We start from the raw sequence: 22,920 nt of genomic DNA on the forward strand, positions 1-22,920 counted from the left end.
TGTATCGACGGACACTATCTAGGCAAGCCAATTGAAGAAGTGAGTAGGTCGTTGAGTGAATTTGAATTAGAACTGGAGCTGAAGCAGCGAGAACCAACACCTGAATAAGTCTTGTTCAGTTCGCACTTTCTATGTATCGGTTATTCTCGGGTGCCTCTGATGAACCAAAGTGGCGAGACAAATGCTACATCCATATGCATTGGCCAACGCAGTCTCAACTTCTGTGGAGGCGTGAGGCTCCTCATTGCCCCTGATTCCGCTCACAACCAGTATCCCGTCGACGTTGCCGGAGGATGGAACGGTCGCGATGTCAATGCCGCTGTGATTGGACAACGAAAAGAGGACCTCTGGCTGAATCACTGAAGACTATAGAACGATAGCCGCTCGGAGAGAACCAATAATTAAGAGGTGACGACTCCTCGGTTCTCAAATGATTACCGACGCGCCGCTCGCTGGTATCGCCACGTCGCTGCGTACTGCCGAACTCAGTCCATCGACATACATTGAAACGATCCGCGCCCGCGCCGCAGACGTTGAACCGCAAATTCATGCACTTCTCGACGAGCCAGACCGATGGGATCGACTCCGACGCGAGGCAAGTGCGTGCGAAGCGCGATTTCCCAATCCGGCGATTAGGCCGCCGCTGTACGGCGTGCCTGTCGGCGTCAAAGATATTTTCCACGTCGACGGATTTCGTACCGAGGCTGGAGCAACGGTTCCACCGGAGGTGCTGACGGGCTCCGAGGCAAGTGTCGTAAGCTCCCTCCGCGATGCTGGTGCACTCGTCCTTGGAAAGACGGTGACGACGGAATTTGCCTATTTTGAGCCAGGCCCGACCCGAAACCCGCACAACCCTGCGCACACTCCCGGTGGGTCGAGCAGTGGCTCGGCCGCGGCGGTTGCAGCTGGTCTCTGTCCACTCGCACTCGGCTCGCAGACGATCGGTTCAGTCATCCGTCCAGCGGCTTTTTGCGGGATTGTCGGGTTGAAGCCGACCTATGGTCGAATCCCTATTGACGGTGTACTCCCCGTCTCACCATCGGTCGATCACGTTGGTGTGTTCACACAGGACGTCGCAGGTGCGAGGCTGGTCGCTTCAATCCTCCTCAAGCACTGGATCCCAGAGACGACGGTCGAACGTCCGGTCGCGGGCGTTCCGGAGGGCCCCTATCTCGACCAAGCCGACGAGACGGCGCTCGAACATTTTCGAGAGCACGTCGCGCTTCTCGAACGGGCAGGCTACGAAGTCCGCCGTGTTGATCTCCTCGAAAACATCGAGGCAGTGAATCGTCGACACAAGAAGTTGGTCGCCGCTGAGACAGCACTCTCACACAGCGACTGGTTTGCCGAGTATGGAGATCGGTACGCAGAGACAACGAGAGAGCTCATCGAGAAAGGACACAGTGTTAGCGTCGAAGAACTTTGCAGAGCCCGCGTCGGCCGCCGCGAGCTCCGACGGTCGGTCGAACAGGTGATGGATATGTCCGAGATCGACGTCTGGATCTGTCCAGCGGCGCCCGGTACCGCCCCAGAGGGCATCGACGGCACCGGTGATCCAGTGATGAACCTTCCGTGGACCCATTGTGGGCTTCCAGCGCTCGCACTCCCAGTGAGTACCGAGGAGCGTCTCCCACTCGGCTTGCAATGTGTCGCCCGGTTCGGTGACGATGAACGTCTCCTATTGTGGTCCGAACAGCTTGCCGATACACCCGCGACGGTTGAAGAAAGTCGATGAAACAACAGTGGTGATCGACGCTTCTGGCACTAATCGTCGCTCATCGTGTAACCCGGGAAACTGACCCTTGTGTGGACTACCCCCACTACCGCGCGTGGGGTTGCTCACCCCTTCGCGTGGTGAGGTGGAGGCTTCCTCGTTCACCGACGCGACTTGCAGATTTGCAGCGACTCCACAGCGGTCGCAGCGCTTGAACGGGCCGGAGATGCGGGATTAGCGTGTCCTTCCACTTGAACGATCAGCGTCACCAATTCGTCGTGAGGTTCTAACACCTCAATATCAATCGTGTTGTCTGTTTTTGACGCCAATTCTGAAAGCACGCAATCTCCTTCTGGCTGAAGATGAAGCGTCGCCTCGTACATTGTTATGTACTATTGATGATGATGTTAGGCGTTAGTCTCATCTGTGTTAGTCTCATACAAATTATAAAACTAGGTTTGAGGCCGTTAATAGTCCCTCTGTCGCTCACTGAACCACATTGAGGTTTCCATCAAGTCACACTGAGCCATTATTTAGTGTGTTTAAACACCCAATCAGCGGTGGGACAACACTCTTTGTGGTATGTTCGCAAGTCACCCTTGAATCTATGGTACAAAATGACGGTTGCGAAAAAATACGGAGCACTACAAAACCGGGAACAAGAATGTCCTCCGTTCAATTAGAATGGTGGTGAAACGATGGCGATAGAACCACAGACGGTGTCCTTAGGGTGGGAAATGGTGATTCTAACTATTCTTGGACTTGGAACAATGGCAGCGGTCGGCTGGTACTCATATAATAAACGAATTGGTGTAGATGTGGATGATTTCTTCTCTGCAAGCAAATCACTCGGATTCGTGATTATTGCACTCACGATATTTGCGGATTCGTATAGTGGAAATTCCTTCTTGGGATATGCAGCGAAAACCTATCGCTCTGGTGCGTGGTTCTTGGTATACCCACAATTCATGGTCGCAGGAGTAATTGGATCGCTCATAATTGCGCCACCTCTCATAAACCTTGGGAAAAATGGGACTATACATCTCCAATCGATTATCTCGAACATCGATTCAACTCCTCGGTGGCGCTACTTGCAGTCTGCTTTCCCTTGTGTGGCACATTCGTTCAATTCACTGAACAGTTCTTCGCAATGGGATATTTAGGACACGTCGCCTCTGGCGGAGTACTCCCCTATCAGGTGGTGATTGTACTCTTTACCCTCGTCATTCTACTCTATGTTGGGATTGGTGGGTTTAGAGGAACGGCACTGACCGCGGCGCTCCAAGGAGCGTTGATGATTTTCGCGCTCTCCATGATGCTAGTCGTAATCGGGCTACTTGGCGGCTTTACTGCGCAAATGAACACCGTTTGGCAAGTGGCACCTGATAAATTAACGTTACCGTCTACCTCGACAATGACGGGTTGGTACAGTACCATCGTGCTGATACTGCTGGGACTCCCGACGTATATCCATATTCAACAATTCTATCTCGGTGTGCGAGATGCAGAGGATCTCCGGAGAACGTTTCGACTGCAGGCACCGATTTTCCTCTTCGCAGCGTTGACACTGTGGTTGATCGGCATGTTCGGGGGTGGAGCGCTTCCGAATCTCACAGAATCACAATCCGAACAACTCGTTCCATTTTTACTGGGGTCGTTCGCCCAATCTCAAGGAGGAACCCTTCTTCCGTCGGTAATCTCACTCGGGGTGATTATGGCCACGCTCTCGACGGCAGGAGCCGCTGTGATGGTGCTTTCGATGGTGCTGTCTAAAGACCTCTATCGCCGATATGTGAATCCAGAAGCATCGGACAGCCGTGTCATTAACGCGAGCAGGGTCGTCTTAGCGTTATTTTTATTATTGGCGCTCGGTGTCGCATTCTCACCGTCGCTTACGATATGGGGCTGGACAGAACTCAGATTCGAGTTCCTCCTCCAAGCGACACCGGTGTTCATTTTCGGGCTTTACTCTCATCGTATCAAGAACAATCCTACAATTGCAGGGATGGTTATTGGATGCGTAGTCGCAGTCGGTCTCTATCAGACGGGGAATCCGGAGCCACTCGGGATTCACGCTGGAATCATTGGATTCCTCGTCAATTCGGTGGTGATGATCGGTGGAAGCTACCTTTCCGGAGCGGATGAAGAGACGGAACGAGCAAAGGAAATCCTCCGCTTCAACTCACGGGAACCGTCCGAAGAGACAACCACCGGTACGGTGAAGTATATCCTTCCCGCACAGACGAAGTCCTTTTGGATCGGGCTGGGAATCGTGATTGCGATTCTTGTTCCGTGGTACGCGCCCGAAAGTTGGAATGCGAGAGCTGCATTCGGCCTGCTAATATGGACGTGGGGAACGATCGTTGCACTCTGTATAGAAACTGCATTCGTCCTCTTTGCGACTTACATCTGGCGGAAAGAGTCGTCGACGAGTCAACCATCGACCGTTACAGATGACCAAACGTTGGAGGAAGAAATCATGTGAGGAGTCTTCGATTCGCCACTGATTGGAATGTTTAGAGAGGGTGACGTGATGGCCGCGATGGTGTCCAAGAACCGATTGTAACTACTGTGCGAATACGTTTCAAACGACCATAGAGCAGACTAATCCTCGGGGGACTGGTTGTTCACTCAGGCCTTAGTCCTACTTCGGTGATACGCATGACGGCCTCGCCGTTCGGGAGATTCGGTGCATCGACGAGCCGGACAATGCGTTTATCACCCTTTGATTTACGGAGGTACAGCCGGACCGTACTACTGTGGCCGAGGATATGACCACCAATTGGGCGCGTTGGATCGCCAAAGAACGCGTCAGGGTTGCTCAGGACCTGGTTTGTTACCACAACTGCCGCATCGTGTAAGTTCGCCAGCCGTATGAGGTCGTGGAGATGCGTGTTGAGTTTCTGTTGCCGCTCGGCTAGCTCCCCTCGGCCAACGTACTCAGCGCGGAAGTGTGCAGTCAGTGAATCCACGCAGATCACTCGGACAGGCCACTCGGTGGAAGCGTAGTCGCCGGCGAGTTCTCTGGCCTGTTCAGCCAGCAGAATCTGATGATTCGAATTAAAGGCCTTTGCGACGTGAATCCGATCCAGTACATGGGCGACTAGCCTGTCAAGTGCGGTGTCGTCGGTGGCGTCACCCTCAATCCCACGGTCGGCCATTGTGGCCGTGAGGACCTCGTCTGGTAATCCTCGGACTATGTCGTCAATCCGTTCAGGGCGAAACGTATCTTCGGTGTCGATGAACACAGCACGGCCGTGGAACCCACCGTACGTCTCGGGAAGCTGTACAGTGACGCACAGGTGGTGAGTGATCTGTGACTTGCCGGAGCCGAACGCGCCGTAGAATTCAGTGATCGATCGAGTTTCGATTCCCCCACCGAGCAACTCGTCAAGTTCATCGACAAGGACGCTGAGCTTCCCAATTTGTTCACGCTGTCGTCGCACCGCGGTCCCGGTTTCAAAGTCACCGATGTTGGCGGCCTCTCGTGCTGCATGGACGATCGCAGCAGCGGTGCCCTCTCCAATGTCAGTGCTGTGGCTGAGCTCACCGGGACTCGCAACGGCCAACGCCTCGTAGGAATTGAAGCCGGCTGCCAGAAGTTGGTCGGCCGTTGCTGGACCAACACCTGGTAAGCGATCGAGCTCGAATGCCATGTGTGACCGATGCACTCACACAGTCATAAACCCTCGTTAACAGACCAGTGAAAGTGAACTGGCCGCAGCTTACAGAGGTTCGAGGAGAAAGCCCCCGACTGTCGTCGTGGGATGAATCCGACATCGTTACGTTGTATGCCAGCCATCCGCATGGTACGGGAGTGATGGGTCGAACCGACCCGACCCGAACGCTTCTGAAGACTAGGACCGCTTTGCCGCCGTTGTGGTGACAGTCCTGTCGTGGAATGAGGAAGTTCACGACTGTAGTCGTGGGAGACTATCACGCAAGCCATCATTCGGTGCGTACCATGAAAGTCACCAACGGGATCTACTCTCTCAGTTTATCCAAAAAGGCCAGAAGAATTAACTCGGATAAATATGATTGAACAGATGGCCGTTGCAGACGGTTGTTCACTCTCGACTGCCCGGTGAGACTGAACGTCCAAGCAGCCAGCTGGATCCTGTGCAATCCATTCACGGTGTCAGAGTCACCGATTGACCATCTGCAACGGGCGCTTTTAGCTAAATTGAGGCGCCAAGCCCCCTTCCTCACCGAGCACCGAAGGCGCGAGTAGGGGGAGGGGAGACAGCGCCGCACAGTTCTCAAACGTGTTCGATCGTGAAAACGGCGTTCGTCCTCGCATCAAGTACCGCGAGTTTTCGTCGCTCCACAAGGCGTGGAACGCTCGACTGAACATCGGCATCTACTGATAAGCAAGGCGAGTGCCTCGGGGCTTGACCCCGAGGTACTTCATGGCCAACGTAGTCAGAACGAGACGATGAACTCCCGCCTCAAACGGAAATATGGCACATTCGTCCGCTCACGACACTGGTGGAAGCAATTCCATGAACTCGTTGTTGGCTGTCTCACTCACAACATCGACAAGGCACTCTGAACGTGAGATATAGAGAGTACATCAGGCGCTGGTTTTCCATACAACAGCAAGGATAGGACCGAGACTTCAACTGGTCTCTTCGTGTTCCTGTTCAAGCTGTTCTACCTGCCCTTCGTCCGATACTGCCTGTTCTTCTCTCTCCTCAATCAGTGGTGAGAGAGCACCATCACGGCGAACAATGGCGTATCCGCCCACGATGAACAACACTCCCCAAACCAGAAATCCAACGTCCCACAAGAGTACTGGTCCGGGGCCGTCCGGCCAAACGTGATGGATCTGAAGGAGATGATGGTCCACAATACCCTCAACGAAGTTGAATAGCCCCCACCCCAGAATCGTTGACCCGAACAGCGAACGGCCTGACTTTGGGACAGATGGTCGTCGCCATGCACGCCACAGAAGGACGATTCCAAGGGCCGTAAAGATGTATGTCGCGGCGTGGAAAAACCCGTCAGCCATCACGTTCAATTGTAGGTTTTCAATGGTGGTTGGCTCAACCCGCGCGGACACCATGTGGTGCCATTGGAGAATTTGATGCAAGACAATGCCGTCGAAAAACCCACCTAATCCCAACCCGAGGAGAATCCCGGCTTGAACGAGAGGTTTTGCACGTTGCGGAAGTCCCAACCATGTCTCCTCTTGCTCACTCATACTGTCGCTATGGGGGCGAACGAGGAAAAAGATGGACCTGCCTACACTAAAGTGTTCTATACGCACACCTACCTAACGGCTGTTTCAGTTGGAAAGGTGTTGGACCAATAGGATTTCAACAGGCCATCTTTGACTAAATCGACGCCTCTCAAGTAGTGGCAAAACGGCACATCCCGAGGAAGTGAGATTGGAGAAGCTTCCCGAAGAATGGAACTATGTGGACTACCCCGACCTACTCCCTCGCGCCGAAGGCGCTCGGTTCGTGAGGTCGGGGCTTCCTAATCCTGTGTCGGAACGTGCACCCGAAGGCACAGCGGTTCCAGACTCCGCAGGCGGTTCCCTCGCTGGGCGGGTCAGAGTAACCCACTCCTCCCGATTCGACACGCCGACCACACCAACCGATGCACGCTTTTTGTCGTCGTTCGAAAGGTGCGTCGCGCCTTTCGTGATGACGACACGGCGAGGCCGGTTCGAACCACGTGTGAACACCGGCGGAACCGTGGCGAGCGTCTTCCTCCCCGCTTCGACCGCGCAGGTCGTACAGATGCCGCAGACAGTGAACGTGACCCGTGCAGCGCTGTCTCCCCTCCCTACTCGCGCCTTCGGCACTCGGTGAGGAAGGGGGCTTAGCGCCTCGGTTAAGCTAAACGGGATCAACAAACCACGACAAAGATGATTGTACAATGTCTCTTCTCGCACACTCTGGAATAGCAGGTTTCATTAAAAAGTACTGCTATGGGCTAAACAGTTATTCTCGTCTAAAACCACTCTTATACGCCTTAGATGAGCATTGGTCTCCCACATATTTCGCCAGTTCGGTCCACCGACCGAGAGGACAGAGAGGACTCTCTTAGAACCTCAAACAGCCGGCTGTAATCGCCTAAACCGGAATCTCATGGAATTGGGACAGACACGTACGCTATGTACTTCTCAGTAGAAGCGGGAGTCATTTATTGTTTAATTATTTTTGTACACCAAACGTCACACAATTTCACCGTCATGTATTCTGGACTACCACCACCTCACCGATGAGATGCTACTGTTTACAGTAAGCCTACTGAAGAGAGATGACAGAAGATTCGAGTGCATGCCCTCACCTTTTGACGCATGGAGGATGTCAATGGTATGCAGACACACTCGCCGAACACACAAGGATTCGCTCACGGCTGCCCGTGAGCAAGACCTCGTTAACGAGAGCGAGACTCGCTTACACTAGTAGTTACTCGGCGAACTCGATGAGAAATTCCTTACCGGGATTCTACACTGGTTTGCCAAAGAAAAAAAGCCTTCAGAATGGGTGGAACTCCCACAGCGTTTCTCGGACGACTTGCAGGAGAAACAAAGAACGCGATCTTACTCACCGATTTGGCACCTATTCATTCATTGCAGAAACGAACACACCAAATCAAGATACCTGAGATGAAACGAACTCCCACGAGCGTCGGCATGTACCGCGACCCGTCTGTCCTGCTCGACAATAGGACAACGGTCACCGTCGGCGTCGAGGGTGTCGGTAAACTGGCAAACATCTGCTGCCACCGGTAGTCATCATGTCGCGCTGGATCACTCTTCCAGTCCGAAGACCTCCCGAGGCTTCTCGAGGACGGTCTGCCGGACGTTCTCCTCGTCGATCCCTAGGCGGTACAGTCCGAGGATCGTCCGCTTCACCGAAAGAACGTCCGTTCGGAGGACGTTCGCGCAGTCCGTCTAGACTATAATGCGGTCCGGACCGTGCTCGTGAACCGTCTCCGCGACACCGGTGGACGTGACGCCGGTCAGCTGCCAGCAGGTCGTCGGGGTTCTCGACGCGAACGCCAGTGTGAACGCCGAGCGCGAGGTTGGTGTCGAAGAAGTGGCTCTGCTCGATCGCCCGTCGGAGGTTGATGGCGTCATCCCAGAGGAAACGGACGGCGGCGGTAACGGGTTTGTACGGCGTCCAGTGGTACCCCGACGCCACCATCACCATCACCATCGCTTCGCAGCCCGCGAGTGCGTAGCGTTCACGATCATTCCACGACAGCGTCTGCACGTGGTTGTGGCAGTCGATCCAGGGAAGGTTGAGCAGGGACGACGGGAGATCCGGTCCGTTGTCATTGAGGTACGACGCATCGGTTGGGCGCCGGACCGGGTGCTTCGACGGCATACTGGGAAGACCGCCCCGCCGCCAAGAATCGTTATCGGCGCGCGGTCACCACATCTGTTCGAACACGGCTTCGACGTCCGACTGCGTCGCGTCGAGGTCGCGCGGGCCAGACTCCATGAACGGATCCTCAATCACCGCCTTCGCCAGGTCGGGGAAGTGGCTCACCTCCGCCTCCTCAACCGATCGCAACTGCGACGGCAGGCTGAGAGCGTCGCGCGTTTCAGCGACAGCGTCGACGACCGCCGCCGCGATCTCCTCGTCGTCGGCACCCTCGTTCCGGACATCGAGCGCCTCGGCGAGGAGACCGCGCCGGCCGTCGACCTGTTCGAAGAGATAGCGGAGCACGTGCGGCGCGGAGATCGCGTGGGCTACGCCCTGCTGGACCGGGTAATTCCGCGCGATGGCATGGCCGAACGAGTGGATGACGGACGCCCGGTAGGCGTCTGGCGTGGACAGCCCGTACTGTGCAGCGGCGATCCCCTGCAGGACCTTCGAGAGTTCTTCCTGGCTCATCGACTCCTCAGTGATAGCTGGCAACCCTTCGTGCAAGAGACGGACGCCACGCACTGCCGTTCCGTCGGTGAACGGATTGTGATATTTAGTGTAGAGCATCTCGATCCCCTTATCGAAGCCGTTCATCGCGGAGCGGGCGAGGACGGACTGTGGCGTCGTTACGAACAGTTCAAGGTCGTAGAACACCACCGTCGGCATCAACCGGCTGTCGGAGACGCCGGCACTCGGAATCTCAGACTTGGACTTCCCCTCTGGATCCACGCTCAGCTTGACACCGGCGACCTGCGAGAGGTCCGCGCCGGGGAGCGTCGTCGGAACCGCGAGGATGTCCGTAAGCGGCACCTCGTTGTTCGGCAGCAGCATCTCCTCGCGCTCCAGAATCTCCTCGACGACATCGTCGAGGGGTCGATCGTGACCGGCGAGGACACTGATCTGCTTCGCGATGTCAAGGCTGCTCCCACCGCCGAGCGGGACGAGCGCGTCGACGTCCTCGTCACGGACGCGTCGCGCCCCGTCGTACGCCGCTTTCAGGTATTTCTCCGGCGTGACCCCGTCAAAGATGCCGACGAGTCGGTCCCCGATCCCGTCGCAGACCGGATCTACCACCGACGGGATCCCCGCCAGAGTGGCGTCGGTGACAATGAGTACTCGGGAGAGCCCTCGGCGCTCCAACTCCGCCTCGATCTCCACGACGACGCTCGGGCCGTGGTGGATCGTGCCCGGCCGGTACTCGAAGATGAAGGAATTGCCATCCATGGTGACTAACTACCACTGTAGCGCGTGGACATATAATAGTAGTTCTCCCTCGAAACGTCATGTGCTTCTTTGAGCTCCATCGCGTGCTACGAACGTCCGGAGGATCAAACCTGGCGCGGGTCCCGCTCGGTCGCTAGCGGACTTCGTCGACGATGGTCGACCCTCAAGGAAGACGAAATCACACTTCTTCGCATACGACGCCGCGTTTGTGGGCGAGAGCGCGCCGCCGCTCTCGTTGTCGAGCATCTCACAGACCACAACCGCCGGCGGGATCCTGGCCAGTTCGGCAAGCGCGACGCCGAGGTCGGTGTGCCCTTGCCTGTCCTCGAGCAGGTTCGGGGCGGCCTTCAGGAGGTGAACGTGCCCCGGCGTGTCGAACACGGAGCACTTGTCGACTATATGCGGACAGCGCAGTTCGTGATCGCCGCGATCAAGGAGGCGCTCGAACAGGTGGTTTCACCATCGGTTCGGCGGGCGGAGCATCGATCACCGATTATCTGTATATGCACGTCATTCCCCGCTAGGAGAGCGACACGTCGTTTATGCCGCTGACGGCCGACATCGCCATCGTCGGGGAGACCATCGACGAGACGTTCGATAGGCTTCGCAGCGCACTTCTGGATACGAGATGGACGCGCGCCATCGAAGGGAGCGAGTCCGTCGAGATATCCACGGTTGAATTCCTCTCGTCCTGGGACGGTCGCAAGGGAACCGACGTGTCAACCTATCGTTCTCCGCTCCGCGTCCCACGATCGGCCGACTCGACGTGGATGCCAAAGGTGGCGCCGTCCGACAGTTCGAACCGATCCCGGAGGTTGACGGGCGAGACGAGTTCGATGGTGGACTTGTCGTGGTCGGTTCGATCAGGAACGATCACGTGCAGCGGGATCGAGCCGTTGCCGTCGACGGGGGATGCCAGGTAACAGTACACAGCGCCGAACGAATCGGCGCCGGACTCCCATCCCTCGATGCGGACGGCGTCGGCCCAGTCGAGTCGATCGCGGACGGGGTCGTCGAGTTCGAGATTGAGCGTTCCTGGGTAGGGTTTGTATTCTAGTCGCTCTTCGAACTGCCTCGCGTACCCCTCCAGTTTGATGAACTCCTTTCCTCGTCCGTACCCGCTCGTTACGACACCTCGTACTGTGAACCTCATATGCGCTGTCTCCTGATAATCCGTTGTCGCCTCGCTCTGCCAAGCGGTGTTTCGATTCGACCGTCCCTGCGTCGCGACCACACTTTCGTCCGACGATCGCTTATTTGCCCCCGCTATTAGAAGGCGTCGGGAGGTCGTCCCACTATTTCACCGCCGTCCGTAGGCCGTCGACGATATCGGCGAGCGCCTCCTGTGACACCTCGAACTCGAACGGCGGCGCAGCCATCTGGACGAAGGCGTGGATGGCGTCGTCGTAATGGTGATGCGAGACGTCGACGCCAACCTTCTCGAGACGATCTGCGTACACGACCGCCTCGTCGCGGAGCGGATCGAATCCGCCCGTCACGACCGTCGCGGGCGGCAGTCCCTCAAAGTCCGCGGCGAGTAGCGGCGAGGCGTACACATTCATTTTGTCGATGTCGCGCTCATGGTAATGGTTGTCAAACCACATCAGGTCCTCCTTTGTGATGAAGTAGCCGTCACCGTTCTCGTCGACGGACTCCCAGTCTTGGTGCTGTGACACGGTCGGGTAGAGAAGGACCTGATACGTGATCTCCGGGCCGTCCCGATCCCGAGCCATGTGCGCGACGACCGCCGCGAGGTTGCCGCCGGCGGAGTCACCCGCGACCGCGAGCCTGTCCGCGTCGCCGCCGAACTCCCCAGCGTGCTCGGCGACCCACTTGGTCGCAGCGTAGGCGTCCTCTACGGCCGCTGGGAACGGGTGTTCCGGCGCGAGCCGGTAATCGACAGCGACGACGGCGATATTGGACTCGGTTACCAGCACCCGGCAGAACTCATCGTGGCTGTCAAGCCCGCCGGAAACGAAGCCGCCGCCGTGGAAGAACATCGTCACCGCGAACGGTCCATTGCCCTCCGGGAGGTAGATCCGGATCGGCAACGCCCCGCCGGGGCCGTCGATCGTCCGATCGATCACCTCCTCGATCGGCACGGACTCCTCAACCGCGAAGACGTCGGTCGTGATAGCTCGAACGTCCTCGACTGGGAGCTCGTGGAACGCCGGGGCGTCCTCCGACTCTTTCATGAACGCCTGCAATTCTGGATGTGGCTTTTGTGCGCGCATTACATACAACAACCGTTCCGATCCATTAAATATGTATAGGGATGGCTTCCTACAGCGGCGCCGAGATCTCCAGGGTGTAGCCATCTGGGTCCGCCAGCAGCGTTCTCCGTCGACCCCAGTCGATGTCGGTCGGTTCCATCCGAACGTCTCGTCCGCGGCCACCGCCCGTTCGGCGACCGTATCGACCGCGTCAAGGCCTTCGACTTCGATCGCAACGACCACACCCGATCCCCGGTCGTCCCCGGGATTGTCGAGCCCGAACGCGTTGAGTACCTACTGGTCGAAGTCCTCCTCGAGGACAAACGTCGCCTACCGGTCTCGAACTCCACGTTCCCCTCCGTGGCTTCGTTCGGCTTGAGGCCGACGACGTCCATGTAGAAAGAAACCGAGTCATCCAGGTCCGCGACCATCAGCAGCGACTGGTGTCACGACGGAGTCATGCGTGTCCCCCTGTAAAGAGGTTTCGGGGGCGATGGCGGCCAGCGAAGAGACTCCACACAGCAGGACCGCGGAACGCGAAGGGGACCCTCTCGCGCGAGAGGGTGCTCGATACGCGGACGTCAGCACGTGGACGACGCGAGCACGATCAGAGTCACGGAGTGACGTCACCGATCTTGTCGACCTCGGGCTTGACCTCCTCGGCGTACATCTTCAAGTTCTTGCGCGCCTTCCAGTCAGGCAGATCACCGAAGTGGAACTGCCCGACGATCCGGCCGAATCCGCCGACTTTCTCGTACTGTTCTTCAAGCTTCTCGATGACGTATTCGGGCGTTCCGATGATGGTCTCGCCGTACTCCTGGAATTTCTCGAACTCGTAGTTGAACGCAAGATCGCCGTGCGGGTGGAGGTTCTCCACATACTCATCCCATTTCTCCGGGTCGAACGGCTGATCACCCATCATGTTGGCGGCGACGCCGATGTGGACTCCACCGGTGAGCGTTTGATAGAATTTCCGGAGATGCGGTTCGGCCTCCTCGCGGGCCTTCTCCATCGTCTCCGCGACGTAGATCGCCCGCATCACGCTGAAATGTTCGTCTTCAGGGCTCCAGTTGTAGTCCTCCTCCGCGTACTGGCGGTACTCGTCGAACTTCTCGCTGATCGTGTCAACAGGCTGGAACACGAGGCCAGTCGGTACCTTGTTCTGAGCGGTAAAACGAAGCGATTCCTCGCTCTCAGCCGGCATCCAGAGCGGCGGGTGCGGCTTCTGATAGGGTCGGGGCCAGATGTAAACGTGCTCGTACTGGAAATGCTCCCCGTCCCAGTCGAAGGGTTTGTCAGTGGACCAGGCCTTCAGGATGAGATCCCATGCCTCCTCGAAGCGGCTCCGGGACTCGTCCATATCGATGCCATACGCGAAGTACTCGCTCGGGATTCCACGCGGGAAACCGCTGATGATCCGACCCTTGGAGATGTTGTCCAGCATCGCGAGCTCCTCTGCGAGCCGAACAGGGTTCTCCCGTAGCGCGGGTAGGTTCCCGAAGAACGCGATCGTGGTGTCCTCGGTCCGGGCTACGAGGTTGGATGCCGTGATGTTCGGGCCGGGCTGGAGCCCGTACGCGTTGTAGTGATGCTCGTTGACTCCGACACCGTCGAATCCGAGGTCGGCGGCGTACTCAAGTTGGCCGAGGTAGTCCTCGTAGTACTGTGCACCCTTCTGGGGATCGTACTCGTGTTCGATCCACGGCCACGCTGATTTTTGTTCCCTGATGTCGTCGATGTCCTGATACGGCATCAGATGGAAAGCATACGTTTCCATAAATGGTGATATAGTCGTTGTTACTTAGTAGTATCTGTCATATTCGAAACTAAACCTGGCAGACTCCTGTTTTGGATCGAGCGCGAACCGCCCGAGGATCGCCCCAGGAACGTGAACGGACGGCGACACTGGCGGAAGGGGCGGTCGATTTTCTCGATGGTCGGGTCTGGCCGCACGTCCGTGGAGAACACCGTTGCGACGCCTGTCGGCGAGTGCGTCGAGGATGGCCTCGCCGTGGAACTCGAAGATCTGTTAAGTCGCCACCAGTAACGCCGTACCGCCGTGGAATGAGGCGTAGTCGCCGAGGCTGGCGACGGTGCCGGACTCGACGACGTTACTTGGTGAAACAACCGTCCGCGTCTCTCGCGAGAGTATGGTCTGGTGTACGTTATCTTATAGGCCGTTGTGAGCTATCATCAACCACGATGTTCGATTACGTCTGGACGCTCTCGTATCACCCGTCGGTGCATCCTCAATCCGATAGGGAATCGAAATCCGGGCGTTCGACGGCAGCCCCGAGGTGTGGTGCGTATCATCACTCCGGCCCGAAGCTCTCAATCTCGACGTTGTCGAGGTCGACTCCGACGTCGCCGAGCGCGTCTTTCGCCCTTTCGACGAAGCCCTGGAAGCCGAACACGTAGATCCCGTCGGCCGAGAGGGACAGCGAGTCGACCGTTGAATCGAGGTCATCGGAGAGGACCACCGTCGCGCCATCCTCCTCCAGTCGAGCGAGACGGTTCGCGTGCGGTGGTTCGCTCCCGGCGAAGACGATAGTCGCGTCGTGACCGGCGTCCCGACAGCGTTCGGCGATTCCGACGGCAGGACCGATTCCTGGACCTCCGGCGAAGACGAGAGCCGTGCCGTGGCCCCTGTACTCGACGTCGCCGAACGGACCCTCGACGGTGATCTCCTCACCGAGCGTGCGCTGCACGAGCCATGGGCCGAGCGTCCCATCGGGATCGACCGCGACCGTCATCTCGAAGCCGTCCTCAACGTCGGGGGAGGAAATCGTGTAGTAGCCAGTCTCCTCCTCGCCGTCGACGATCGCCCGGATCAGGACGAACTGACCGGGATAGGCTTCGAACTTTGGCGGCGTCTCTACTTCGATCGCCACGGTTCGGTCGCCGACATCCTCGAGTCTGGTAATGCGTAGTTCCGGCATATCACACGGTCCACGGGAATCCAATAAAAAGATTCGGTACCGGGCGACGGTTACACGCGACGTGCGAACTCCCGGAGTTCGTGGTTGAACCGCTCCGGGCACTCCCAGAACGGCGAGTGCCCTGTCTCAGGGTAGTACGACACCGTCGCGTCGTCGATGCGGTCCGCGTACTGTTCGGAGGCCGCCGCAAGGACGACGGCATCTTCCTCTCCGTGTGTGAGTAGCACCGGGATGTCCAAGGCGTCAAGTTCCGCGTCGTGCGTCACTGTCCGGTCGCGCAGGCACTCGCGCACGTATGGCGGGACAACGATGTTGTATCCGAGCATATAGTAGCGGTCCTCTGCCGGGAGCACGTCATGGACGCAGAGGTCGACGAACCGCCGCATCGTCTCCGTGCTCTCCTCGACGTCCGTCGAGCCGAACGCCGACACCAAGTCGATGTACTCCGGGCCGAGGCGCTCCGTCGCCTGCTCGGTGCCGATCGATGAGATGGCCCCGACGAGGTTGATGCCCGCAATCCGGTCGGTGCCGTAGAATTCGACGTAGTCAAGCACGACCAACCCACCGTACGACCAGCCGACAAGGACGACGTCGTCGAGATCCAATTCCGTGATGACCGCCCGGAGGTCGTTCGCCCACAGCGCAGAGTCCTCGTAGGCGTCGCGCGGCTTCCCGGACTCGCCGTGGCCTCGATTGTCCGGCGCGATCAGCCGGAACTCGTCGGTGAGGTCCGACTCGATCTGTTTGCGCCAGCACATCCGGCTCTGAGAGTAGCCGTGGACGAGTACCACCGGTCGCCCGCGCCCGGCGTCCGTGACGCGGAGCGCCACGTCGTCGCCGCCGATGACGGTGTGAGACTCCATGTCCTTTCGTATCACGACAGGACATATGTATGTTAATGGTGGGAGCACGGCCGCCGGTTCGGTGCAGTGCGCTGCTAGTGAACCCATCAAATTGTAGCATTTATGTCTCTGTCGAGCATGAGCATATGCCGAATCTGCTAACGGGCTGGACGTCCGTCATCACTGATGGCATGAGCGGCATCGGCCGCGGGATCGTACTGAAGCTAGTGCCACATGGCGCAGACGTCGTCGTCGACGTCTGTGAGTCACCGCGAACGCCGGAGACTACGCCGACGCTGGAGACGATTGAGGAGCGAACGAACTCCCAGGGATTGTTCGCGGGGTGGGACGTGACGAACTACGACGACCTGGTCGGGCAGTCGACGCAGCGGAGGAGTTCGGCGGTGTCGACGTGATGGTGAACAATGCGGGCATCGTCCATCCAGTCGAGGTCTTCGACACGACCGACGAGGACTTCGCGACGCTGATCGACGTCAATCTGAAGAGCACGTACTTCGGCTGCCAGGCCGCCGGTGAGCGGATGTTACAGAACGGTGGCGGCTCGATCATCAACGTCGCTACCACCGCCGTGGAGCAGGGTTTCGTGAAACCGGGGTCGATCCTCTACTGTGCGGTGAAGGGCAGGGTGAAGTCGATGACGGTCGCCGTGGCCGATCTACTTGGCCCGGACGTGCGGGTGAAGCCATTCAGCCGGGCTTCACCGGCGAGACGGGCCTGGCCGAGCCCCACTCGGAGGAGGCGGCGCGGGCGCGGGCAGCCGAAACGTCGCTCGACCGGCTCGGCACCCCCGACGACCTCGGGAACGTCGCCGTCTTCCTCGCGAGTGATCTCATCTTGTATGTGACTGCCGAAGCCATCCTCGTCGACGGCGGATGGGGCAACACGGGCGGCCCGTGAACGCCCAACCACTCTTCAACCCGAGATTTATTAGCTGAGGCGGGATACCAACTGCCATGACGTTCGCCCTTGACCGACGGCAGCTGCGTCAGCAGAGGAGTCCGTAGGATGAGCAAGGTAACGGACATGAGGGGGGCGATCTCGTCCGTAGTCGACGACGGGGAGACGATCTACCTTGGAGGGTTCACCCACCTCATCCCCTTCGCGGCCGGCCACGAGATCATCCGCCAGGGATACAGCGATCTGAACCTAGTGAGGGCGACCCCCGACCTGATCTACGATCAGATGATCGCGGCGGGGTGTGCGGGCAAGGTCACCTTCTCATGGGCCGGAAATCCGGAGGTCGGGAGTCTCCGCCCGTTTCGGCGGGCCGTCGAGGAGAGCGTACCGAACGAGATCGAGATCGAGGAGTACTCGCACTTCGGCCTTGTCTCTCGACTGGCCGCAGGCGCGCAGGACCTCCCGTTCCTTCCACTCCGCACGTTTGCCGGCTCCGACTACCCGGACCACGTTGACACCATCCGGACGGTTGAGAATCCGTTCGACAACGGAATCGGCGAGATTCCGGTCGTTTCGCCGCTCGAACCGGACGTGGCGATCGTTCGCGCGCAGCGGGCGGATGTGGAGGGGAACGCGCATCTATGGGGAATCCTCGGCGAGATAGTCGAAGCGGCGTTTGCCGCAGAGACGGTCGTGTTGAGCGTCGAGGAGATCGTGGACCGCGATGTCATCCAGAGCGACCCTAACCGGACATCCATTCCAAACACAGTGGTCGATCACGTTGTCGAGGAGCCGTACGGCTCGCACCCATCGTACGCTCAGGGGTACTACGACCGGGACAACGAGGCGTACCTCGAGTGGGACCAGCGGTCCGAGACCCACGAGTCGACGAAGGAGTGGCTGGACGAACGGGTGTACGGCGTGGCCGATCGCGCAGAGTATGTTGAACGGATGGAGACGAATCGGCTCGTCGACCTGCAACCGCGGTCGAACTACGCGACACCAATCGACATGGGAGGGTACTGATGGCGGAGTACACCGACACCGAGTTGATGGTTACCCGTGCGGCACAGGAGCTACGGAACGGCGACACCACCCTGGTCGGCGTCGGCGTCCCGAACCTCGCCTGCAACCTCGCCAAGCGGACCCACGCACCGGACCTCGAGATGATCTACGAGTCGGGGACCATTGATTCGAACCCGTCCAAGCTTCCCCTCTCCATCGGCGACCCAGTACTCGCGACGAACGCCCAGAGCATCGTGCCGATGAGACAAGGGTTCGGCTACTATCTTCAGGCCGGCCGGATTGACGTCGGCTTCCTCGGCGGCGCGCAGATCGACCGGTACGGCAACATCAATTCCACGGTCATCGGGGACTACAATGATCCGAAAGTGCGGCTTCCCGGCAGCGGAGGCGCCTGCGAAATTGCTAGCAACACCCGCAAAACCATCGTTATCACGCCCCACAGCAAGCGGCGCTTCCCGGAGGAGGTGGACTTCGTCACGAGTCCCGGCTACCTCAACGGCCGCGAGAGTCGTGAGAAGCTCGGCCTCCGTGGGGGGGCCGCACACTGTCATTACGGACAAGGCGGTGATGCGGTTCGACGACGACGGCGAGATGTACGTCCACTCTCTCCACCCAGGCGTGACGGAGAAGACGGTCCGGGAAGCCACCGGATGGGACCTTCGGTTTGCATCCAATCTTGGGGAGACACGGCTCCCAGGCGAGGAGGAGATCGATCTTATCAGGAACGAGCTCGACCCGAACGAGTTCTACATCGGTTGAGCACCTCGATCATGAACTAGAAGTGATGACTCCATCTCGATCGCGACGCAACCGGGCGACCAGCCTGTAAGACGATCCCGATATTAGTACAACCGGGTACTTAAAATACGTATGAGAAAAGTATTTTAAGATGCTCATTATATGTTCTGTCGTATCATACCATGCCAGAGATACCCGGAATTCATCACGTAACTGCGTTCTGTGACGATCCACAGGAAAATTATGAGTTCTTCACCGACGTTCTCGGCCTCCGTTTCGTCAAGCGGACGGTTCGGTTCGACGTGCCGGAGAAAATCTACCACCTCTACTACGGTGACGAGCTGGGGACACCCGGCACCATCGTCACCTACTTCCCGATGACCAACATGCCCATGGAGGAGGGTATGGTTGGCAAAGGAATGATCAGCTCGGTCGGCTTGACGATTCCCGAGGGATCCGTCGAGTACTGGGAGAACCGGTTTGAGGAGCATGACGTCGAGTGCATGACGGAGGAACGATTCGACGAGACCGCCATCGCGTTCGCCGACCCGGACGGGCTGCCGTTCGAGCTTGTGACCGGCGAGTCCGACATCGAGCCATGGACTGACGAGGCCGACGTTCCCGAGGAGCACGCAATCCGCGGAATGTTCAATACGACGCTGCACTCGAACGACCCCGCCGGCACTATGGACGTCCTCGAGACGATGGGCTGGAAGCGGCTCGGCGAAGCTCAACATCCCCAGGCCGGCGACCGTGTCCGGTACGAGGCGCCGGGTGACGCCCCTTGCGCCACGAAAGTCGACGTCCTCATCCGACCCAACGCCCCACAGGGCATTATGGGCATCGGAACCTATCTCCACGTCGCCTACCGCGTCAAGAACGACTGGGAGCAGGACGAGGTCAGCGACATCCTGCGGAGGAACGGCTACTACACAACCTCCACGAAGGATCGTGACTACTTCCACTCGCGATACATCACCGAACCCGGCGGAGCCATCTTCGAGTACGCGACGGACGGCCCCGGCTTCGACATCGATCAGGATCCGGAGGACTACGGGAAGGACCTGAAGGTTCCGGACTGGCTTGAGGTCGACGTCGAGCACATCAACGAGATGCTTCCGCCTCTCGAGATGACCTAGAGCACCCATCACCATTTTCATGACGCCGCCGCGATCCGTTCGAACCATGCGATTGGCACGTTAACGTTTATTGTGTATGACTGAGAATCAGACGTCGGTCTGCGAGCAGCACGCTATTACGGTCCGAGGGAGATCAGCGTCAAGGAGTCGACCCAAACGCCGTCAGGGAAAACGATGTCCGCGTAGAGATCGCCGCCTGCGGCATCTGCGGTTCTGATCTCGGCGAGTATCTCGCCGGCTCGATCACGATTCCGGACGAACCACATCCGGTCACCGGCGACCGACTCCCAGTTACGATGGGACACGAGATGAGCGGTACTATTGCCAAGGTCGGCGAGAACGTCGATATCGCGCAAGGGACGCCTGTCGTCGCCAACCCCATCGTTTGATGCGGTGACTGTTGGTACTGCGATGCGGGAACGTACCGACTCTGTACGTCGGGCGGATTCGTCGGCCTATCTGGCGGCGGTGGGGGATCCGCCGAATCTGTCGTCGTTTCCGCCTAGAAGGTCGTCCCAATCCCTGAGAAGATCTCGTTAGAACTCGCCGCGCTTGTTGAACCGTTCACCGTCGGCGTTCATGCCGTCAAACGGTCCGAGCTCGAATCCGGCGACTCGGTCGTAATCTTCGGGAGCGGTCCGATCGGGTTGACCGTCCTCCAGGCGGCACTGGCGGCTGGTGCCGGACCTCTGTACGTCTCCGAGCCCCGCGCGGCACGGCGGACGCTCGCGCCGAAGTGTGGTGCCGACGAGGTGATTGACCCGGCTGAGATGGACCCCGTGTCCAACATTGACAGCGAGACAAACGGCGGCGCGGACGTCACGTTCGAGGTCGCCGGCGCCGAGCAATCGGTCGCCCAGGCGCTTGCCAGCGCGAGAGCCGGCGGCACAGCAACCATCGTGAGTATCTTCGAGGACCTGATCCGGATCGATCTGAACAACGTCGTGATGCCCGAACAGACCGTCGTCGGAACGGCCGCGTTCGAAGGAGGTCCGCTCTCCAGACGCGAGTTCGGAACAACGATTCGTACCTTCGCGACCGGTGCGTTCGACCCGGAGCCGCTCGTCACGTCACGCATCATTTTGAAGACATCGTGGCGGACGGGTTCGAACGTCTCTTGGATGATGACGGCGATGAAGTCAAGGTTTTGGTCCGGCCGTGAACGGAGAGACCCGAGAAAGACTACACTCCTTTGCCGAGGTATTCCATTGCACAATGGTAACTAATGGCGTTCGACAAACGCAGTCTAGCAGAAAACCCAGTATTCGGGCCAGGGACCCGTTAGTCGAGCCGTTTACGACCCAAACGCCCGCTCCGAACGTATGACATTAGCTAACATCCATACAGAACACGTGAACGCCAGAAACGGAAATTGTGCTCACGTACCGTTACGAATGCGTTACAAAACTATATTTGTAAGCCTCAGTTAGTTACTATTGAAAATATAGTTGATATAATATTAACAATAATTGGTAAATAAGATGGCTTTATAACCCATCCAACTATAACAAACATTATAATGTTTGTTAATTTCATACGGGTCGGGAGCGGTGCGTGGGACCTCATCGAGTCTTCCGGTCGACGTCGCTTAATCCTCACTGACGCTCGCAGGAATCTGTTCAAATAATGCTAATGATTTTAAGCGTGTCAGTCCATGTAAGGCCATGTCACCGTACCAGCCCCCGAAACCAAAACGTTCGGTGAAGACGGCCGACAGAATAGTCGAACTGTTCGTCGCGCTCCAAAAGAAGGAGTACGCAGGGGTCACGGAACTCGCGAACGATATCGATCTGGCCAAGAGTACGACCTACCACTATCTCGCGACTCTCCAAAACGAGGGGTACGTCGTCAAAGACGGCAACAAGTACCGATTGGGGCTGCGATTTCTCGAACACGCGACTCACGTGAACGAACAACTCGGAATTCTTTCCATTGTCAGACCCGTCCTCGACGATCTCGCGGAACGGACCGGAGAAGTTGCGTGGCTGCTCTTCGAGGAGCACTCACACCCGATCTACCTCGACAAGTCCGTCGGCGGCCGTGGCGTCGTTAGGTTTAGACGGGAAGGAAAGTGCTCGCCAACGACTGCAGGCGGGAAGGCCGTTCTCGCCCAGTATTCGGAAAAGGAATCCAGGAGCATTATCGAGTACCTGAAGGAGAGACATCCCAATTACGTGATCCCGGACGTGGATACATACATCTCGAAGATTCAGGAGGTGCGAGAGCAGGGGTACGCGACGTGCTACGACGAGGTAAGTCCCGGGGTCTCGTCCGTCGCCGCCCCGATTCTCTACGCGAGCGACGTCATTGGTGCAGTATCGGTTGCGGGGCCGACGGTCCGGATTAAGGACGAACTGGGCGACACGCTTCCCGACATGGTGCGAGGCGCGACGAACGACGTCGAACTGCGCCTCGAGAACGAGTCCTGGGAGTACTACGACCCTGAGTGACGGGCTGTGCCAGGAGAAACGGTACCGATACGTGCTCTTGTTTCCTTCGATCCGTCGCTTGCGATACCTCCTGTGCACACTGGGCAACGTCGCTATGAGTCAGAGAGACGAGAGCTATGCCGGGAGTTCGGACGTTTTCGGAACGCGCCCGTATATCGGGTGGCCCGATCAGATGACGGGGAACTCGCATCCGATAGAAGCAAGTGAATATAGGAAGTTGTAGCAAGGAAGCGTCACCGAGACTACGTCCCGCTCGCGAGTCGCTCCACGGCCACATCGGTCACGTCACCCCTCGGGGACAGTGTTCGCGTCGTCACCTCCTACCG

The 22,920-nt window shown here is 58.2% G+C and carries 21 protein-coding genes and 4 pseudogenes; 13 read left to right on the forward strand and 12 right to left on the reverse strand.

The window, feature by feature from the left end:
- Window positions 1-430 precede the first annotated feature (430 nt).
- A complete protein-coding gene (locus tag C3L37_RS18995; RefSeq protein ID WP_129116146.1) occupies window positions 431-1,735 on the forward strand; it encodes an amidase in 1,305 nt (434 codons plus the stop codon).
- Between the two features lie 140 nt (window positions 1,736-1,875).
- Here C3L37_RS18995 and C3L37_RS19000 read toward each other — a convergent pair whose 3' ends face one another.
- The gene (locus C3L37_RS19000) at window positions 1,876-2,097 is read right to left on the reverse strand and encodes a hypothetical protein (protein ID WP_129116147.1); all 222 of its coding nucleotides are present in this window, start codon (window positions 2,095-2,097) and stop codon (window positions 1,876-1,878) included.
- A 387-nt stretch (window positions 2,098-2,484) separates the two neighbouring features.
- Between C3L37_RS19000 and C3L37_RS25880 the strand changes: the two genes are divergently transcribed.
- Together C3L37_RS25880 and C3L37_RS19005 are read left to right on the forward strand one after the other, a co-directional pair.
- Complete coding sequence (locus tag C3L37_RS25880; RefSeq protein ID WP_394345815.1) at window positions 2,485-2,877, forward strand: sodium:solute symporter family transporter; 393 nt, start codon at window positions 2,485-2,487, stop codon at window positions 2,875-2,877.
- Window positions 2,796-4,199, forward strand: a complete 1,404-nt coding sequence (locus tag C3L37_RS19005) for a sodium:solute symporter family protein (RefSeq protein ID WP_394345810.1) — start codon at window positions 2,796-2,798, stop codon at window positions 4,197-4,199. Before C3L37_RS25880 ends, C3L37_RS19005 begins: the two co-directional genes overlap by 82 nt.
- Window positions 4,200-4,341: 142 nt before the next feature.
- Here C3L37_RS19005 and radA read toward each other — a convergent pair whose 3' ends face one another.
- Entirely contained in the window at window positions 4,342-5,370 is a 1,029-nt protein-coding gene (gene radA, locus C3L37_RS19010) for a DNA repair and recombination protein RadA (protein WP_129116148.1), read from the reverse strand.
- A gap of 618 nt (window positions 5,371-5,988) precedes the next feature.
- Here radA and C3L37_RS19015 point away from each other — a divergent pair.
- Window positions 5,989-6,266, forward strand: a pseudogene (locus C3L37_RS19015) (hypothetical protein); the annotation flags it as partial.
- 66 nt (window positions 6,267-6,332) lie between these two features.
- Here the strand turns inward: C3L37_RS19015 and C3L37_RS19020 are convergent.
- The 10 genes and pseudogenes from C3L37_RS19020 to C3L37_RS19065 all read right to left on the reverse strand — a co-directional run bounded on the left by C3L37_RS19020 (window position 6,333) and on the right by C3L37_RS19065 (window position 16,344).
- Window positions 6,333-6,917: a DUF2243 domain-containing protein gene (locus C3L37_RS19020; protein WP_129116149.1), complete on the reverse strand. Its 585-nt coding sequence runs from the start codon at window positions 6,915-6,917 to the stop codon at window positions 6,333-6,335.
- Between the two features lie 1,777 nt (window positions 6,918-8,694).
- Window positions 8,695-9,060, reverse strand: a pseudogene (locus C3L37_RS26020) (TatD family hydrolase); the annotation flags it as partial.
- 45 nt (window positions 9,061-9,105) lie between these two features.
- A complete protein-coding gene (locus tag C3L37_RS19035; RefSeq protein WP_129116150.1) occupies window positions 9,106-10,329 on the reverse strand; it encodes an iron-containing alcohol dehydrogenase family protein in 1,224 nt (407 codons plus the stop codon).
- Between the two features lie 57 nt (window positions 10,330-10,386).
- A complete protein-coding gene (locus C3L37_RS25095; protein ID WP_394345811.1) occupies window positions 10,387-10,710 on the reverse strand; it encodes a 3,4-dihydroxy-2-butanone-4-phosphate synthase in 324 nt (107 codons plus the stop codon).
- A 343-nt stretch (window positions 10,711-11,053) separates the two neighbouring features.
- A complete protein-coding gene (locus C3L37_RS19045; RefSeq protein ID WP_129116152.1) occupies window positions 11,054-11,482 on the reverse strand; it encodes a DUF120 domain-containing protein in 429 nt (142 codons plus the stop codon).
- Window positions 11,483-11,624: 142 nt separating this feature from the next.
- Window positions 11,625-12,563 carry an alpha/beta hydrolase gene (locus C3L37_RS19050; RefSeq protein ID WP_228546364.1) on the reverse strand — a complete coding sequence of 313 codons (939 nt, stop codon included), beginning with the start codon at window positions 12,561-12,563 and terminating at the stop codon, window positions 11,625-11,627.
- Window positions 12,563-12,973, reverse strand: a complete 411-nt coding sequence (locus tag C3L37_RS25885) for a hypothetical protein (protein ID WP_394345812.1) — start codon at window positions 12,971-12,973, stop codon at window positions 12,563-12,565. The genes C3L37_RS19050 and C3L37_RS25885 overlap by 1 nt, the downstream gene beginning before the upstream one ends.
- Before the next feature lie 182 nt (window positions 12,974-13,155).
- The gene (locus tag C3L37_RS19055) at window positions 13,156-14,295 is read right to left on the reverse strand and encodes an LLM class flavin-dependent oxidoreductase (RefSeq protein ID WP_164974816.1); all 1,140 of its coding nucleotides are present in this window, start codon (window positions 14,293-14,295) and stop codon (window positions 13,156-13,158) included.
- Between the two features lie 559 nt (window positions 14,296-14,854).
- On the reverse strand, window positions 14,855-15,481 hold the full coding sequence (locus C3L37_RS19060; RefSeq protein ID WP_129116154.1) for an FAD-dependent oxidoreductase: 627 nt from the start codon (window positions 15,479-15,481) through the stop codon (window positions 14,855-14,857).
- 50 nt (window positions 15,482-15,531) lie between these two features.
- Window positions 15,532-16,344, reverse strand: coding sequence for an alpha/beta fold hydrolase (locus C3L37_RS19065; RefSeq protein WP_129116155.1), 813 nt, complete (start codon window positions 16,342-16,344; stop codon window positions 15,532-15,534).
- Between the two features lie 125 nt (window positions 16,345-16,469).
- Here C3L37_RS19065 and C3L37_RS25100 point away from each other — a divergent pair, with 125 nt between their 5' ends.
- The 9 genes and pseudogenes from C3L37_RS25100 to C3L37_RS19105 all read left to right on the forward strand — a co-directional run bounded on the left by C3L37_RS25100 (window position 16,470) and on the right by C3L37_RS19105 (window position 22,594).
- Window positions 16,470-16,739, forward strand: coding sequence for a hypothetical protein (locus C3L37_RS25100; RefSeq protein WP_228546365.1), 270 nt, complete (start codon window positions 16,470-16,472; stop codon window positions 16,737-16,739).
- A pseudogene (locus C3L37_RS25410) lies at window positions 16,739-16,963 on the forward strand (SDR family NAD(P)-dependent oxidoreductase); the annotation flags it as partial. The gene C3L37_RS25100 and the pseudogene C3L37_RS25410, both read left to right, overlap by 1 nt.
- A gap of 95 nt (window positions 16,964-17,058) precedes the next feature.
- Window positions 17,059-17,241 (forward strand): SDR family oxidoreductase, encoded by a 183-nt coding sequence (locus C3L37_RS25415; RefSeq protein ID WP_267195346.1) that lies wholly within the window; start codon window positions 17,059-17,061, stop codon window positions 17,239-17,241.
- A 108-nt stretch (window positions 17,242-17,349) separates the two neighbouring features.
- Window positions 17,350-18,267: a CoA transferase subunit A gene (locus C3L37_RS19075; protein WP_228546366.1), complete on the forward strand. Its 918-nt coding sequence runs from the start codon at window positions 17,350-17,352 to the stop codon at window positions 18,265-18,267.
- Window positions 18,267-19,026 (forward strand): annotated as a pseudogene (locus tag C3L37_RS25890) (CoA-transferase subunit beta). The gene C3L37_RS19075 and the pseudogene C3L37_RS25890 overlap by 1 nt, the downstream one beginning before the upstream one ends.
- A 161-nt stretch (window positions 19,027-19,187) precedes the next feature.
- Entirely contained in the window at window positions 19,188-20,144 is a 957-nt protein-coding gene (locus C3L37_RS19085; RefSeq protein ID WP_164974817.1) for a VOC family protein, read from the forward strand.
- A 203-nt stretch (window positions 20,145-20,347) separates the two neighbouring features.
- Window positions 20,348-20,533, forward strand: a complete 186-nt coding sequence (locus C3L37_RS25895) for an alcohol dehydrogenase catalytic domain-containing protein (protein ID WP_267195347.1) — start codon at window positions 20,348-20,350, stop codon at window positions 20,531-20,533.
- 258 nt (window positions 20,534-20,791) lie between these two features.
- A complete protein-coding gene (locus C3L37_RS19100; RefSeq protein WP_164974818.1) occupies window positions 20,792-21,370 on the forward strand; it encodes a zinc-binding dehydrogenase in 579 nt (192 codons plus the stop codon).
- Between the two features lie 438 nt (window positions 21,371-21,808).
- Complete coding sequence (locus C3L37_RS19105) at window positions 21,809-22,594, forward strand: IclR family transcriptional regulator (protein ID WP_129116158.1); 786 nt, start codon at window positions 21,809-21,811, stop codon at window positions 22,592-22,594.
- The last annotated feature ends 326 nt before the right edge of the window (window positions 22,595-22,920 follow it).

It is taken from the genome of Halegenticoccus tardaugens (assembly GCF_004116405.1).
GTDB classification, from domain to species: Archaea; Halobacteriota; Halobacteria; order Halobacteriales; family Haloferacaceae; genus Halegenticoccus; species Halegenticoccus tardaugens.